16 protein-coding genes are annotated in these 15,200 nt (G+C 69.8%); 9 read left to right on the forward strand and 7 right to left on the reverse strand.

The features are described 5' to 3' along the window. Nucleotides 1-101: 101 nt before the first annotated feature. From ACIBVQ_RS00875 to ACIBVQ_RS00890, 4 genes are read right to left on the reverse strand one after another with little or no spacing between them, the layout of a single operon-like run. On the reverse strand, nt 102-998 hold the full coding sequence (locus tag ACIBVQ_RS00875) for an amino acid ABC transporter permease (protein WP_399174834.1): 897 nt from the start codon (nt 996-998) through the stop codon (nt 102-104). Beyond that, nucleotides 995-1,663 (reverse strand): amino acid ABC transporter permease, encoded by a 669-nt coding sequence (locus ACIBVQ_RS00880; protein WP_352008558.1) that lies wholly within the window; start codon nt 1,661-1,663, stop codon nt 995-997. The genes ACIBVQ_RS00875 and ACIBVQ_RS00880 overlap by 4 nt, the downstream gene beginning before the upstream one ends. 51 nt (nt 1,664-1,714) lie before the next feature. Beyond that, nucleotides 1,715-2,530 carry a glutamate ABC transporter substrate-binding protein gene (locus ACIBVQ_RS00885; RefSeq protein ID WP_399174836.1) on the reverse strand — a complete coding sequence of 272 codons (816 nt, stop codon included), beginning with the start codon at nt 2,528-2,530 and terminating at the stop codon, nt 1,715-1,717. Nucleotides 2,531-2,568: 38 nt separating this feature from the next. After that, on the reverse strand, nt 2,569-3,324 hold the full coding sequence (locus ACIBVQ_RS00890; RefSeq protein ID WP_352008560.1) for an amino acid ABC transporter ATP-binding protein: 756 nt from the start codon (nt 3,322-3,324) through the stop codon (nt 2,569-2,571). Between the two features lie 248 nt (nt 3,325-3,572). On the opposite strand from ACIBVQ_RS00890, the gene miaB reads away from it, so the two are divergent. Beyond that, nucleotides 3,573-5,072, forward strand: a complete 1,500-nt coding sequence (gene miaB, locus ACIBVQ_RS00895; RefSeq protein ID WP_399174839.1) for a tRNA (N6-isopentenyl adenosine(37)-C2)-methylthiotransferase MiaB — start codon at nt 3,573-3,575, stop codon at nt 5,070-5,072. Between the two features lie 7 nt (nt 5,073-5,079). Here the strand turns inward: miaB and ACIBVQ_RS00900 are convergent, their stop codons facing one another. Beyond that, nucleotides 5,080-5,580 (reverse strand): hypothetical protein, encoded by a 501-nt coding sequence (locus ACIBVQ_RS00900; protein WP_362774562.1) that lies wholly within the window; start codon nt 5,578-5,580, stop codon nt 5,080-5,082. 359 nt (nt 5,581-5,939) lie between these two features. On the opposite strand from ACIBVQ_RS00900, the gene ACIBVQ_RS00905 reads away from it, so the two are divergent. After that, complete coding sequence (locus ACIBVQ_RS00905) at nt 5,940-6,626, forward strand: hypothetical protein (protein WP_399174841.1); 687 nt, start codon at nt 5,940-5,942, stop codon at nt 6,624-6,626. 7 nt (nt 6,627-6,633) lie between these two features. Here ACIBVQ_RS00905 and ACIBVQ_RS00910 read toward each other — a convergent pair whose 3' ends face one another. Continuing rightward, nucleotides 6,634-7,563: a ribonuclease Z gene (locus ACIBVQ_RS00910; RefSeq protein WP_399174843.1), complete on the reverse strand. Its 930-nt coding sequence runs from the start codon at nt 7,561-7,563 to the stop codon at nt 6,634-6,636. A gap of 130 nt (nt 7,564-7,693) precedes the next feature. On the opposite strand from ACIBVQ_RS00910, the gene ACIBVQ_RS00915 reads away from it, so the two are divergent. After that, nucleotides 7,694-8,224 (forward strand): methylated-DNA--[protein]-cysteine S-methyltransferase, encoded by a 531-nt coding sequence (locus ACIBVQ_RS00915; protein ID WP_362910834.1) that lies wholly within the window; start codon nt 7,694-7,696, stop codon nt 8,222-8,224. 40 nt (nt 8,225-8,264) lie between these two features. On the opposite strand, the gene ACIBVQ_RS00920 is transcribed toward ACIBVQ_RS00915, so the two are convergent. Then, on the reverse strand, nt 8,265-8,546 hold the full coding sequence (locus ACIBVQ_RS00920; RefSeq protein WP_399174845.1) for an antitoxin: 282 nt from the start codon (nt 8,544-8,546) through the stop codon (nt 8,265-8,267). Nucleotides 8,547-8,621: 75 nt separating this feature from the next. On the opposite strand from ACIBVQ_RS00920, the gene miaA reads away from it, so the two are divergent. The 6 genes from miaA (at nt 8,622) to ACIBVQ_RS00950 (ending at nt 15,197) form a co-directional block, all read left to right on the forward strand. Then, entirely contained in the window at nt 8,622-9,527 is a 906-nt protein-coding gene (miaA, locus tag ACIBVQ_RS00925) for a tRNA (adenosine(37)-N6)-dimethylallyltransferase MiaA (RefSeq protein ID WP_399174847.1), read from the forward strand. A 20-nt stretch (nt 9,528-9,547) separates the two neighbouring features. Then, a complete protein-coding gene (gene dapF, locus ACIBVQ_RS00930; RefSeq protein ID WP_399174849.1) occupies nt 9,548-10,354 on the forward strand; it encodes a diaminopimelate epimerase in 807 nt (268 codons plus the stop codon). A gap of 122 nt (nt 10,355-10,476) precedes the next feature. Further along, complete coding sequence (locus ACIBVQ_RS00935) at nt 10,477-12,765, forward strand: tetratricopeptide repeat protein (protein ID WP_362910829.1); 2,289 nt, start codon at nt 10,477-10,479, stop codon at nt 12,763-12,765. A gap of 238 nt (nt 12,766-13,003) precedes the next feature. Next, complete coding sequence (locus ACIBVQ_RS00940; protein ID WP_352008570.1) at nt 13,004-13,366, forward strand: phosphomannose isomerase type II C-terminal cupin domain; 363 nt, start codon at nt 13,004-13,006, stop codon at nt 13,364-13,366. A 132-nt stretch (nt 13,367-13,498) separates the two neighbouring features. After that, nucleotides 13,499-14,170, forward strand: coding sequence for an HNH endonuclease family protein (locus ACIBVQ_RS00945; protein WP_399174851.1), 672 nt, complete (start codon nt 13,499-13,501; stop codon nt 14,168-14,170). Between the two features lie 103 nt (nt 14,171-14,273). Beyond that, a complete protein-coding gene (locus ACIBVQ_RS00950) occupies nt 14,274-15,197 on the forward strand; it encodes an SPFH domain-containing protein (RefSeq protein ID WP_352008572.1) in 924 nt (307 codons plus the stop codon). Nucleotides 15,198-15,200 lie beyond the last annotated feature (3 nt).

Below are 15,200 nucleotides of genomic sequence, written 5' to 3' on the forward strand. Positions count from 1 at the left end.
GCCGGTATGGTCCTCATCCCTCGCGGCGTGCGGAAATTCGTTTCCCATGCTCACCTGATGCAGCCTCCCAAACAGTGATGATCAGCTTGTCCCGGACTCCGTCAGTCGACCGCGGAGACGCCGGGGGTCGTTCCGGACACCACGATCGCCCCGGGGGGTTCGACCGGAGCGGCCGTGGTCCTGCGGCTTCGGCGGCTGCGTCTCTCCAGCCAGGTGGCGACGGCGCCGACGGCCAGGTTGATGATGATGTAGACGATCGCGATGACGATCACGGAGGGGATGAGGTTGTTGAAGTTGGACGGCAGCACACGCGCCCCCGCGTTCAACAGGTCCTCGAAGGAGACGATGAACCCCAGCGCGGTGTCCTTCAGGAGCACCACGAGCTGAGAGACGATCGCCGGCATCATGGCCGTGACCGCCTGCGGCAGCAGGATCATCCGCATGACCTGGCCCTTGCGCAGGCCGACGGCGTAGGCCGCCTCCGACTGGCCGCGCGGCACGGCCTGGATGCCCGCCCGCACGATCTCCGCCAGCACCGACCCGTTGTACAGGACCAGGCCGACGACCACGGCGGCGAACGGGGTCACGGTCAGCCCGAAGACCGCGCTCCCGCCGTACATCACCGCGAAGATCATGATGAGCAGCGGGATCGCCCTGAAGAACTCCACCACCACACCCGCGGGGACGCGGATCACGGCGTGGTCGGACAGCCGCCCGATGCCCAGGACGAACCCGAACGGCACCGCGATCAGTGAGGCGACCAGTGCCGCGCTCAGGGTGTTCAGCAGGCCGGGCACGATCAGGTTGAGCCACACGTCGCCCCGCAGGAACGGCGTCCACAGGGCCGGGTCGAGCTGGTTCTTCTCACCCAGCTTGGCCACCATCAGATAGGCGGCCAGCAGCGCCGCCACGACGACCAGCACCGTGAGCACGGTGTTGCGCGTCCGGGCGCGTGGCCCGGGGGCGTCGTAGAGGACGTCGGCCGAGGGCGCGTTCACCGGACCACCGCCAGCCGCCTGGACAGCCAGGTGAACAGCAGCCCGGTCGGCAGGGTCAGGACCAGGAAGCCGAGGGCGAACCCGAAGAAGATCGGGACGACCGAGTCACCGTGTGCCTCGAAGAGTGTCTTCATCGTCAGCGAGGCCTCGGTCACGCCGATGGCCGCGGCGATCGTGGTGTTCTTGGTCAGCGCGATCAGGATGCTGCCCAGCGGGGCGACCACCGCGCGCAGCGCCTGGGGCAGCACGATCAGCCTGAGGTTCTGGGAGAAGGTCAGGCCGATGGCGCGGGCCGCCTCGGCCTGGCCGACCGGCACGGTGTTGATCCCGGACCTGATCGCCTCGCAGACGAACGCGGCCGTGTAGGCGGACAGCCCGATGATCGACAGCCAGAGGTAGTTCGTGGACAGGCTCGTGGAGAACGAGATGTCCAGCACCAGGCCCAGGCCGAGCCCGCAGAAGACGATCACCAGGGTCAGCGGCGTGTTCCGCAGGGTGTTGACGTAGACCGTGCCGATGCCGCGCAGCACGGGCAGCGGGCTGACCCGCATCGCGGCCAGGATCGTCCCGAGAACCAGGGCCGCGGCCCCGCTGGCGAGCGTGAGCCGTATCGTCAGCCAGAAGGCGCTCAGAATGGCCGGGAATTCGTCGAGGAGTGCCTGCACTCGTTCCCTCCAGGGAACCCGGGCCGGGACGCGCCCCGGCCCGGGGACGGGTCAGTAGCGCTCGATGGTCGGCGGCGTGGTGAAGAACTTACCGAACTCACCGAAGTTGGCGTCCACGGCCTTCTTCCAGCTTCCGTCGGCGAACATCTTCTCCAGAGCCTTGTTGATCTTCTCGCGGGTGTCCTTGTCCTCCAGCTTCAGGCCGATGCCGTACTTCTCCTCGGAGAAGGGCTTGCCGACGAGGCGGAACTTGCCCGGCGACCGGGCGGCGAACCCGGCCAGGATCGTCGCGTCGGTGGAGATCGCGTCCACCTGCTTGTTCTCCAGCAGCGGCAGGCAGGCGCCGTAGCCCTGCTGCTCGGTGAGGTACTGGCTCTTCCACGCCTCGCCGAACTTGTCGACCAGGCGCTTGGGTGAGGAGGAACCCTGGGCGCCGCACACCTTCTTGTTCCTCAGGTCCTCCTCACCGTTGATCGTCGTGTCGTCGGCGCGGGTCAGGATGTCCTGCCCGGTGACGAGGTACGGCCCGGCGAAGGAGATCTTCTTCTTGCGGTCGTCGGCGATCGAGTAGGTCGCGGCGACGATGTTGACCTGGCCCTGCTGGATGAACGGCTCCCGGTTGGCCGAGATGGCCTCCTTGAACTCGATCTGGTCGTCCCGGTAGCCGAGCTGCTTGGCGACGTATCTCGCCACGTCCACGTCGAAGCCCTTGAACGAGCCGTCCGGCTGTTTCTGGCCGAGCCCGGGCTGGTCGAACTTGATGCCCACGACGAACTTGCCGCCGCCGCTGCCGCCACCGCACGCGGTGAGCCCGGCCACCATGGCGGCCACCGCGACCAACACGGTTCCGGCACGCTGTACACGCATCCTGCTACCTCGTCTTCCCTTGAGAGATACCGGCGGCCCTAGTGCGTAAGGATCTTGGAGAGGAAGTCCCTGGCCCGGTCGGTCCTGGCGGAGGTGAAGAACTCCTCGGGAGTGCTCTCCTCGACGATGCGGCCCTCGGCCATGAACACCACCCGGTCGGCCGCGCGGCGGGCGAACCCCATCTCGTGGGTGACGACCATCATCGTCATGCCGTCGGCGGCCAGGCCGATCATGACGTCGAGGACCTCCTGGACCATCTCCGGGTCCAGCGCCGAGGTCGGCTCGTCGAACAGGATCATCTTGGGGTTCATGGCCAGGGCGCGGGCGATGGCCACGCGCTGCTGCTGGCCGCCGGAGAGCTGGGCGGGGTACTTCGCCGCCTGGGCGCCGATGCCGACCCGCTCCAGCAGCTCCATGCCCAGCGCGCGGGCCTCGGCCTTGCCCAGGCGGCGCACCTTGACCGGGCCGAGGGTGACGTTCTCCAGGATCGTCTTGTGCGCGAACAGGTTGAAGGACTGGAACACCATGCCGACCTCGGCCCTGAGCATGGCCAGCGCCCTGCCCTCCGCGGGGAGCGGGCGCCCGTCGAAGGTGACCGTGCCGTCGTCGACGGTCTCCAGCCTGTTGATCGTCCGGCACAGGGTCGACTTCCCGCCTCCCGAGGGGCCGATGACCACGACGACCTCCCCCCTGGAGATCGTCAGGTCGATGTCACGCAGGACGTGCAGGTTGCCGAAATGCTTGTTCACGTTCGTGAGGACGACCAGAGGAGTCGCTTCCCCGTTCTCCGTCATGAAACACAACGTAAATCCGTGATCGGCACCTCGGGCTAACCCTGAGGTACCGATCAGATCACATCCCCCTTACTCCGGGTAAAGATTTGTTGTTTTCTGTCATATCTCGATGAGATCCACAGGCATAAAGGGCTGTTCGAGTGGTTCGGCGGGATCCTGCCCGGTGATCCCCGGCGCGGTGCCCATGGGGAGGCGGGGCGGCTCGGGCCGTACCTTGGGGTCGGCGGAGCGCCTACCCTTGTCTTGAGATGACTGCCACCGTGGAGAGCGCCCGCACGTACGAGGTTCGTACCTACGGGTGCCAGATGAACGTGCACGACTCCGAGCGCCTTTCCGGCCTTCTTGAGGACGCGGGCTACGTCCCCGTGCCCGAGGGGCAGGTCGCCGACGTGGTCGTGTTCAACACCTGCGCCGTGCGAGAGAACGCCGACAACCGGCTCTACGGCAACCTCGGGCACCTGCGCCCCTCGAAGGTCGGCAACCCCGGCATGCAGATCGCCGTCGGTGGCTGCCTGGCGCAGAAGGACCAGGGGGAGATCGTCCGCAGGGCGCCCTGGGTCGACGTGGTCTTCGGCACGCACAACATCGGCTCGCTGCCGGTGCTGCTTGAGCGGGCGCGCGTCCAGCAGGAGGCGCAGGTCGAGATCAAGGAGTCGCTGGAGACCTTCCCGAGCACGCTGCCGACCAAGCGCGAGTCGGCCTACGCCGCCTGGGTCTCGATCTCCGTCGGGTGCAACAACACCTGCACCTTCTGCATCGTGCCCTCGCTGCGCGGCAAGGAGAAGGACCGCCGTCCCGGCGACGTCCTCAGCGAGGTGCGGACCCTCGTCGGCCAGGGGGTGCTGGAGATCACCCTGCTCGGTCAGAACGTCAACACCTACGGCGTCGAGTTCGGCGACAAGCTGGCCTTCGGCAAGCTCCTGAGGGCCTGTGGCGACATCGAGGGCCTGGAGCGGGTCCGTTTCACCAGCCCGCACCCGGCCGCGTTCACCGACGACGTCATCGCGGCCATGGCCGAGACGCCCAACGTGATGCACCAGCTCCACATGCCCCTGCAGTCCGGCTCCGACCGGGTCCTGAAGGCCATGCGCCGCTCCTACCGGGCCGAGCGCTACCTGGGCATCATCGAGCGGGTCCGCGCCGCCATGCCCGACGCGGCCATCTCCACCGACATCATCGTCGGCTTCCCCGGCGAGACCGAGGAGGACTTCCAGGAGACCCTGGAGGTCGTGCGCCGTTCCCGCTTCGCCAACGCCTTCACCTTCCAGTACTCCATCCGTCCGGGCACGCCCGCGGCGACCATGGACGGGCAGGTGCCCAAGGAGGTCGTGCAGGAGCGCTACGAGCGTCTCGTGGCCCTGCAGAACGAGATCTCCTGGGAGGAGAACCGCAAGCAGGTCGGCCGGACGCTGGAGGTGCTGGTCGCCGAGGGCGAGGGCCGCAAGGACGAGGCGACCAACCGCCTGTCCGGCCGCGCCCCCGACAACCGTCTGGTCCACTTCACCCCGGGGGACGAGACGCCCAGGCCCGGTGACATGGTCCGCGTCGAGGTCACCTACGCCGCGCCGCACCACCTGGTGGCCGACGGGCCCGCTCTCGAACTGCGCCGTACCCGCGCGGGGGACGCCTGGCAGGCCAGGCAGGGCGCTGCGGCGACCGGTGGCTCCGGCGTCATGCTCGGCATGCCGTCGATCGGCCGTCCCGCCGCCCCCATGGTCCAGGACTCCGGCTGCTCCGTCCGTTCCTGAACGCCGTTCAGCGGCCCTCAAGGCCGTCGAGCACGGCGTCGCAGTAGGCGCGGCGGATGCCGTCAAGCATGTCGCAGAAGCTCTGCCGCCTGGGCTTCCTCGCGGGGGCCTCGGGCCGTCTGATCGGTTTCTTGACCTTCGGGTGCCGCGGGAGCTGACGCGGAGCCGGGTGCGTACGACCCCACACGGTGCGCCCCTGCGGATGCGCGGGCGGCCGCAGGTGCGGACGCGCGGGCAGGTGCGCGGGCAGGCGCTCCGCCCGGTGTCCCGTCTTACGGGCCACCGGCGGCACGAGCACGGCCGCGGGCCCAGGGGGAAGCGGCGGAGGGTACGGCGCGGCCACCGGCGTCCGCGTGACGACCCGGGTGAGGCCGGGGTCCGGCCCGGGGACGGGCGGCTCGGGCGAGCCGGTGACGATCGCGACGCTGATCCCCGCCACCCCGGCGGCCACGACCACGCTCGCCAGGGCGTACGGCCACGCGTACGGCGCCCTCCCGGAGTATGACAAGCCGCACTTCCTTCCTGAGGGCCGAAGAGCCCGGGAACCCTGAGGGCCGCAGGAGCCCGGAGCGTTCGGGGGCCGTCGGAGACTGGGGGACGTTTCGTGTTCCGTCCAGTTTGGCGCGCCACCCAGAGGTCCTGTGCGTGTTTTCCCTGGAGAACAGGTATTTCCGGCTCTTTCCCCGGACAGGCTTCCCGATGGGCGTGGAAACCCGGCGCGGGCGAAACGGCAAATATGGATCGATCCATTTTGCGCACCCTATACAAAGCAACAGCGTGAAAAATCGGGAAAATGTGAGAACCGCAGTGTTGTCTCCGAGACCGGAGGAGTGCGGGACGGTCAAAGCGCTCCGTTACTCTGACAAGGTGCTTGTCGCCGCGGCGGTCTGCCCGCATCCTCCGTTGCTGTTCCCCGAGCTGGCCGGTGAGGCCGCCACCGAGCTCGACGGGCTGAGGGACGCCTGCGCGGTCGCGGTCGGCGGCCTGCGCGAGGCCGGGCCCGAGGCGGTCCTGGTGGTCGGCGGCGCGACCCGCGCCGGGGCGTACGGCCCGCACGCCGCGGGAAGCCTGGCCCCCTGGGGGGCCGACGTCCTGGTCGGCGCCGGGCAGCCCGTGCTGCCGCTCTCCCTGACGGCGGGCCGGTGGCTGCTCGACCGGGAGGGGATGGCCGCGACCGCCTTCCACGCCGTGCCGTTCGACGCCTCCGAGGAGGAGTGCGCACGGCTGGGGGCGCGGCTGGCCGAGGAGCACGACAGGGTCGCGCTGCTGGTCATGGCCGACGGCTCCGCCCGGCTGACCGAGAAGTCACCGGGATATCTGGACCCGCGGGCGCTGCCGTACGACGCGGAGATCGTCGAGGCGCTGGGGCGGGGCGAGGTGCCGGAGCTCGACCGGGGACAGGCCGAGGAACTGTGGGTCCAGGGCAGGGCCGCGCTACGGGTCCTGGCGGGGGCGGGCGGTCGCCTCGACGGGAGGGTCCTGTACGCCGACGCCCCCTACGGGGTCGGCTACTTCGTCGCCGCCCTCGCGTCCAGGGCCTCCACGGCCCCCTGAGGGGTCGTCAGCCCACGACGCGGTGGGGCACGGCGATCCGTTCCAGGTCGTGTGCCAGGACGACGTCGCCGCCGAAGTGACGCCGGGCCTCGTCGAGGAAGCGGGGCTCGTCGCCGGCTCCGTAGCGTTCCGACAGGTGCGTCAGGACGAGACGGCGCACCCCGGACTCGGCGGCGACCAGGCCGGCCTGCTCCGCGGTCAGATGGCCGTAACGGGAGGCGAGCGCGGCCTCCCCGGAGAGGAACGTGGACTCGACCACCAGCAGGTCGACCCTCTCCGCGAGGGCGAACACCCCGTCGCACAGCCGGGTGTCCATCACGAAGGCGGCGCTCTGACCGGGGCGTGGCCTTGAGCACTCCGCGAGCCCGACCGTCGTGCCGTCGGGGGCGACGACCGTGCCCGTGCGCTGCAACTCCCCGATCGCGGGGCCGTGAAGACCTCGCGCGGCCAGCAGTTCGGGAACCATCCGGTGGCCGTCCGGCTCGTCGAGACGGTAGCCGTAGGAGTCCACGGGATGGGACAGCGGGCGGGCGGTGAGGGTCACCGGCCCCGCGTCGAGGCGCGTCTCGTCCCCGGAGACGGGGTGTTCGGCGATGACCGAGGTGTCGGCGAAGGCGGTGGCGTGACGCAGGCGCCGCCAGTAGACCTCCCCGCTCGCGGGGAAGACCGCCGAGACCCGGTGGGCGACCCCGTCCCTGGCGATGCGCTGGACGATGCCGGGGACCCCCAGGCAGTGGTCACCGTGGAAGTGCGTGACGCAGATCCAGGTGACGTCGTGCGAGCCGACTCCCGCGTACAGCATCTGACGCTGGGTGCCCTCCCCGGGGTCGAACAGGAAGCCCTGGCCGTCCCAGCGCAGGAGGTAGCCGTTGTGGTTGCGGTGCCGGGTGGGAACCGCGCTTGAGGTGCCGAGGACGACGAGTTCGCGATGGGACACGAGCCGATGCTAGGGCCTGTTGATCGCGATCATCGGTGGGGAATACGGCTCCATGCGGCGCTCTTTCATGAAGAATGCCGTTACCTGCCGCGGTCGACGGGGATCGGGGACGCACTAACAAGGGGGACACATGGCGGCAACCGTGGCGTTCGGGACGGTCCAGACGCCCCTGGGGGAGATGCTCGCCGCCGTCACCGAGGACGGGGTCGCCGGGGTCGGCTGGACCCACCGTAGCGGGAACCTCAGGGCACGCATGCTGGCGGGCCTCGGCCTGGCCGAGGCCGACGACCAGGACAGGACGGCTGCGGTGCTCGGCGAGCTCGCCGAGTACTACGCGGGCAGACTGCGGACCTTCCGCGTCCCCGTCGACTGGCGGCTGACCTCGCCCGTCCAGCGCAGGGTGCTCGGCACGCTGTACGAGACGGTCGGCTACGGCAGAGCCGTGACGTACGGCGAGCTGGCCACGCGCAGTGGCACGGGTGTCCCGGCGAGGGCCATCGGGTCGATCATGGGGGCCAACCCCATCCCGATCATCGTCCCCTGCCACCGGGTGGTCGCGGGAAACGGGCTCGGCGGGTTCAGCGGGGGAGAGGGCGTGGAGTCCAAGCGCTGGCTGCTCACCCTTGAGGGCTATCTGCAGCCGACCCTCGACTGGGACTGAAAGGCCCTCTCACCTCCGCGCCCACCGAGCCTGGAACCCGTCAGACGGCGGGCGGGTCGGTCCTGCCCTCGTCGGAGCGGCCCTGACCCGGGTACCCCGGGGAGGCGTCCTGCCCGGGAGGCCGTGGTGTGCCGTCCGGTTCGTCGATTCTGTCGGCCATCTCCTTCGCCTTGGCGGCCGCGGTGTCGATGTGCCGGTCGTACTTGCCGCCCGTCTTCTCCTTGGCCATCCGCGCCGCCTGGTCCACGCCCTGCTTGGCGAGTTCCTCGGCCTTGGCGCTGTGGTCGCCGAGCATGCTCTTGACCTTGTCGAAGATCGACATGGGTGAATCCCCCGATCCGATGTGACGAATCATCGTCATCCCATGCATACCCAGGGAGTTGACACACTTATCACCGTGCGCCAGCTACCAGTCATCGCCGTCGTGGGTCCCACCGCCGCGGGCAAGTCCGACCTCGCCGTCGACCTCGCCCTCGAACTGGGAGGTGAGGTGATCAACACCGACTCCATGCAGTTCTACCGGGGAATGGACATCGGGACGGCCAAGCTGACCCTCGGGGAACGGCGCGGGGTTCCGCACCACCTGCTCGACATCTGGGAGGTGACCAGGACCGCGAGCGTCGCGGAGTACCAGGCGCTGGCCAGGCCGCTGATCGACGACATGCTTGCCAGGGGGGTCGTGCCCATCCTGGCCGGGGGGTCGGGACTCTACGTGCGGGCCGCGCTCGACGACCTGGAGTTCCCCGGCACCGATCCCGGCATCCGCGCCAGGCTGGAGGCCGAGCTCGAACGCGTGGGAACCGCTCCCCTGTACGAACGGCTCCGCGAGCTCGACCCGAAGGCCGCCGGGGCGATCCTGCCGGGAAACGGCCGCAGGATCGTCCGCGCGCTGGAGGTCATCGAACTGTCCGGGAGACCGTTCTCGGCCACCATGCCCTCCTACGACGCGATCTACCACAGCGTCCAGCTGGGGGTCGAGGTGCCCAGGGAGGTCCTCGACGAGCGGGTCGCCGTACGGGTCGAGCGGATGTGGGAGGCCGGGCTGGTGGAGGAGGTCGGACGGCTGGCCGCGCACGGCCTCGCCGAGGGCCGTACGGCCAGCCGCGCGCTCGGCTACGCCCAGGTTCTGCGCTTCCTGGACGGCGAGTGGACCGAGGAGCAGGCGAAACAGGAGACGATCCGGGCCACCCGCAGGTTCGTCCGCCGTCAGGAGTCGTGGTTCCGGCGCGACCCGCGGGTGCTCTGGCTGCCCCAGCAGGAGCCCGATCTGCTGGGCAGGGCGCTCGCGCTGATACCCCGGTAGGGCGCCGATAGAGTTGGAACATGCGATTCGTCAAGGGCCACGGCACAGAGAACGACTTCGTGATCATCCCCGACCTCGACGGCGAGCTGGAGCTCTCCGCGGCGTTCGTCGCCGCGGTGTGCGACCGGCGCGCGGGGATCGGGGCGGACGGAGTGCTGCACGTGATGCCCACCAAGCTCAGCCCAGAGGTCGCCGACCAGGCGGGCCGGGCCGAGTGGTTCATGGACTACCGCAACGCCGACGGCAGCGTCGCGCAGATGTGCGGCAACGGTGTGCGGGTCTTCGCCCGCTACCTGGTCGACTCGTGCCTGGCGGACGCCGGCGAGTTCGGGGTCGCCACCAGGGGAGGCGTCAAGCGCGTACGGCTGGCCGAGACCGGCGACGTGACCGTGGAGATGGGGCGGCCGAAGACGTTCGGCGAGAGCGCGACGACCGTCTCGGGAAAGCGCTACGAGGGGCTCCACGTCGACATGGGCAACCCCCACCTGGCATGTGTCATCGGCGACCCGGTCGCCCAGCTCGACCTGTCCCGTCAGCCCGGCTTCGACCCCGCCGTGTTCCCCGAGGGGGTGAACATCGAGCTGCTCAACCCGGTCGGGGAGCGCCGCGTGGTGATGCGGGTCTTCGAGCGGGGCTCCGGCGAGACGCGTTCCTGCGGGACCGGCGCCGTCGCCTCGGCCGTCGCCGCGGCCCGGCTGGCAGGGGAGAGCACGGGCACCTGGGCGGTCGAGGTGCTCGGCGGCACGGTGACCGTCACCCTCGAAGAGGACACCAGCTATCTGGCCGGGCCCGCCGTGATGGTCGCCTCGGGGGAGCTGAACCTGTGAGCTCGCGGGAGCGCTCTCACGGCCCGGCGCGGCGAACTCCGCCGAACCGGGTGAATCACATGGCCAATCGGGATGGCGCAGTCGTTTGGGGCATGGTCGCCGACCTGGCAGACTGACGTCCCATGGACGTGGACATCTGGGCCTGGGTGGGCGACACCCAGCGGCAACTGCACGAAGCCGGGAACACCGGCCTGGCCATGGCGATCGGCGACGTGCCCGCGCAGGCGCTGGAGGGCCGGTACGCGCAGCTCGACGTGCTCGCGCCGGCCATCGCACAGCAGGCGCAGAACCTGGGGCTGCCCTGGCTGGAGTTCTACGCCCGCTACTGGCACCTGATCGGCCGCGTCGGCGACCGCGCCCAGGGGGCCGTCGCCCTCGCCGACGCCGAGACGCTGGTCGAACTCGCCCAGCGGGAGGACATCCGTGACTGCCCCGGAGCGCCCGGGGCCGTGACGGCGCTGGCCCTCACCCAGGCGAACACCGACGGTCCCGGCTACGCCGACGAGCGGCTGGCCGCCCTCGGCGCCCTCGGGGTCGAGCCGGACTCGCTGGCCTTCTCCTCCGTCGCGGAGCAGTACGTCTCGGCTCTGCTGGACGCGGGCCGCGCCGAGGAGGCGGTCACCTACGCCGAGTCCGCGGTCGGCAGGCTCGGCGCCGCCGACAGGCAGGCGAGCTGGGAGCTCGGTGCCGCCTCCGCCCGCGCCCTGCTGGCCGCGGGGCGCGCCCAGGACGCGCTCACCGCGCTCGACGCGGCGACCGGGTTCAAGCCCGACGACCCCGTGGCCAAGGAGCACCGCGAGGGCGTGCTGCGCTCGCTCGTGCTCGCCGTGCTCGGCAAGCCGCAGGAGTCCGTCGACGCGCTGCCCGACCTGGACGTGGTCGGCGACCACCCGCGGGTCTGGGCCGAGTGGGCGCGGGCCATCCGTGAGCTCGCCGGATTCGCGAAGATCACCAACACCTGGCAGCTCGGCCGGGTGCTCAAGCAGTGGATCGACTACTTCGCCATGATGGGCGGCTACCGCACGCGGGTCGAGCTGGCGCTGGTCGCCGGGGACCTGGCGGTGAGCAGGCAGAGCGTCTGGCAGGCCAGGCAGCTGGCCGACATCGCCGAGTCCGCGGTGGGCGAGCTGAAGTCCGCCGGGGACGCCGCCGGGAGCATCGCCGAGCGGATCGCCGCGCTGCGCACCGCCGCGGACGCGGTCGTCGAGCCGGAGGCGCCGGGTCCCGAGGCTGAGCTGGTCGAGTACTTCGACGCGGCCGACGGCTTCAACGCCGACCCCGAGCGCTGGGTCGGCTGGCTGGCCCCGCTCTCCGGCCGTGACCTGCCCGCCACCCGCAGGCACACCACCACGCTGGGCTTCCTCGGCTACCCGGCCAGAGGCGCCGACATCTACTGGACCATGCTGGTCGAGTCGGGCGACATCGAGACCGCCGACCAGCAGGACGTCTCCTACCTCACCGGTCTGCTGATCGAGGCCCGTCAGGACGAGCGTCTCGAACAGATGGCGCAGCGGCTTCCCGAGGCTCAGCGTCACCTGTCCCTGGGCCGTCTGCACCGCGCGCGGGAGCGCTGGGAGCAGGCCGCCGCCGAGGGCGAGGCCGCCGTCGCCGCGGGCGCGGGCATCGAGGCGAGCCGTCTGTGGGCCGCCGCCGTGCAGCAGAGCGGCGACAACGCCAAGGGCGCCGCGATCCTGCGTGACGCGCTCGACTCGGAGGAGATCGAGCCGGAGGACATCTGGCGGATGATCACCATGGCCACGGCCGCCGAGGACTGGGAGACCGTCCGCGCGGGCACCACCAAGCTCGGCATGCCGCTGCAGTCGACGGAGGGGCCGATCGAGGAGGAGATGGGCCTGGTGCGCATCGTCCTGCCCGCTCCCGACGGCAGCCAGCGCGTGGTCATCAGCCTGCGCACCGGCCCCGCCACGGCCAGGCTGGCCATCCCGCAGCCGACCGGCATGGACTACAACGCCGGTGACCTGGTCGTCTTCGACCCGCAGCTGCTGGAGCCGATCCCGGAGAGCCAGGAGGAGCAGGAGGGCTTCATCCCGCCGTTCGCCGCGGTCAGCATGCTCCGCCCGGGTGGGTACACCAGCTGGTTCTTCGACGGCGCTGCTCCGAGCGAGGCCGACTGGACCGAGTTCAACGAGGTCATGGCCGAGCGCGGCTGGCCGATGTGGGTCTACAGCGACGACAGCTACACGGTCGCGCACCCGACCTCCGGCGAGCGGCTGCCCGGCGTCTTCGGCTGGATCGCGATCCCGCCGGACGTCACGCCGGTCGAGCTCGACGCGGTGCTCGACGACGCCACCGAGCGCTGGGTGCATCCGCTGGCCTGGCTCGACCTCGCCAAGGCCGTCGACGTCGAGGTCGAGCGGCACGAGCGCATCGTCAAGGAGTACGGCCTGTAGCCGTGCCCTTATCCGTGCCCGCCCGGAGCCATCTCCTCCGGGCGGGTACGTGCTCCCTGCCCGTGGGTCGCGAGGCCGTGGCGGCGGGTTCCGCGTGGCGAGTGCGGTGATCCCGGTGAATTCTCGTAACGTGAGGTAATCGTCTCACCTGAGTTAAGCATCCAGTTTCATGGAACATGCGCGCTCGTTACGTGGACATGTCACAGTTCCTGTACTCAGGTGAGTGGATGGAGGCATCTTGCAGGACATCGACCGGCTCGGCGCGGTGATCCGGGACGAGCGCCCGTGGGGTGCTTTCGAACGGTACACACTCAACGAGACGTCCACGGTGAAGATCATCGAAGTGGCGCCGGGGCAGCGGCTCAGCCTGCAGCGGCACGAGCACCGTGACGAGCTCTGGGTCGCCCTCGACCCCGGCGCGGTGTTCGAGATCGACGGTGAGCGGATCGAGCCCGCCGTCGGCGACCGGGTGCTCATCAGGGCGGGGCAGACCCACCGGCTCAGCTCGTCGGGCAAGGCGACCCGGATCCTGGAGATCGCCTTCGGATACTTCGACGAGGACGACATCGAGCGGCTTGAGGACTCCTACGGTCGCGTCTGAGGGGTTACTTACCATCGCGTCCTGAAACAGGTAATGAGGGTTACGGCGTGTGACCTTATGATTGATGACGGTGGATGCGGGTAGTTGGCCGCTTCGTCATCGCTGAAGTCGTAATTCGTCATAAGGGGTGCCATGCTGCGGTCGGCGCTTGGTCGGGGAGCGGTCGCCGCGGCGGTCGCGTTCACTCTGGCGGGATGCGGTCTCACCGGGCAGGCGGGCGGGGGGTCGTCGGCCGTCCAGGGGAAGTCCGCCGCCGAGGCCCTCGGCGAGCTGGACAGGCTGCAGGTCAAGGGGCGTGCCCCGATGACCGGTTTCGACCGCGGGGAGTTCGGCCCCGCCTGGTCCGACGTCGACCACAACGGCTGTGACACCCGCAACGACATCCTCAAGCGCGACCTGAAGGACGAGACCTTCAAGTCGGGCACTCACGACTGCATCGTGCTGACCGGGGTCCTCGACGACCCCTACAGCGGCAAGACCATCAGGTTCGAGCGCGGCCAGAAGACCAGTTCCGCGGTGCAGATCGACCATGTGGTCGCGCTGGCCGACGCCTGGCAGAAGGGCGCGCAGCAGTGGCCGGAGGGCAAGCGCAAGGAACTGGCCAACGACCCGCTGAACCTGCTGGCCGTCGACGGGCCGCTGAACAGTCAGAAGGGCGCCGGTGACGCGGCCACCTGGCTCCCGCCGCGCGGCGCCTACCGGTGCGCCTATGTCTCACGCCAGATCCAGGTGAAGGCCAAGTACGGTCTGTGGGTGACGTCCGCGGAGAAGGACGCCATGCGGAAGATCCTCAACTCCTGCTGACGGCCGCCCACGGTCGCATCCGGTCACGTCGCTCGCTCGTGATGTGACGGTAATAGGATCCGCCTTTGACAAATGGATATAAGGCGGACGTAAAGGATGGGCGATGGGCACTAAGGGACCGGTCGGCAAACGGAGGTCGCTGCGGATCTACCTGATCGCGGTGCCCCTGCTGGTGGTGTGCGCGGTGATCCTCAGCGGCTGTTCGCGGGTGAGCACCCAGCCCGACGAGATGGTCCTGCACTACGCCGGCGGCCTCTTCGAGCCGATCAAGTTCGAGCGTTGTATCAACCCATCGAGCGGCGCGACGCTGCTCGGCCCCGGCGACACCCCCTACTCCTACCCGTTCGGGCAGCGGACCTTCGACTTCTCCGAGGCCAAGGACGCCGAGTCCAAGCCGTTGTCCGTCGTGTCCAAGGACAACGTCGAGATGACGGTGTCCGGGGTCGCGACGTTCACGCTCAACACCGAGTGCAAGACGCTGCAGCGCTTCCACGAGAAGATCGGGCTGAAGTTCCGCGCCTACTACGAGGACGGCCAGTCCGAGGGCTGGGGGCGGATGCTCAACCTGTACATGCGGGTGCCGCTCGACCGTGCGATGGACGCCGCCTCCCAGGAGTTCGAGTGGCGGGGGCTGTTCAACGACCCGAAGGTGAAGCAGGCCTGGGAGGCCAGGGTCGGTGTGCTGGCCAGGCAGTTCATCGAGGAGACGGGCGGCGCCGACTACTTCTGCAACCCCAACTACACCGGCAGCGGCCAGTGCGGTGACATCTCCCTGACCATCCAGAAGCCCGAGCCGCCCGAGGCGCTGGTGAACGCCCTGGCCGACGAGCAGGCCGCCAAGACCGAGAACATCGCCCAGGCGCAGCGCAACGCGAAGGTCCGCACCGAGATGGAGTCCATCAAGGACCTCGTCAAGGTCCTGGGGCCGCAGGGCGCCGTGCTCTGGCAGGCCATCCAGAAGGGCCAGGTCTCGGTGGTCCCGGTCCCCCAGGGCAGCAACCTCAACATCACCCCGCCCGCCCGGTAACCG

This window comes from Streptosporangium sp. NPDC049376 (assembly GCF_044466505.1).
Lineage (GTDB): Bacteria > Actinomycetota > Actinomycetes > Streptosporangiales > Streptosporangiaceae > Streptosporangium.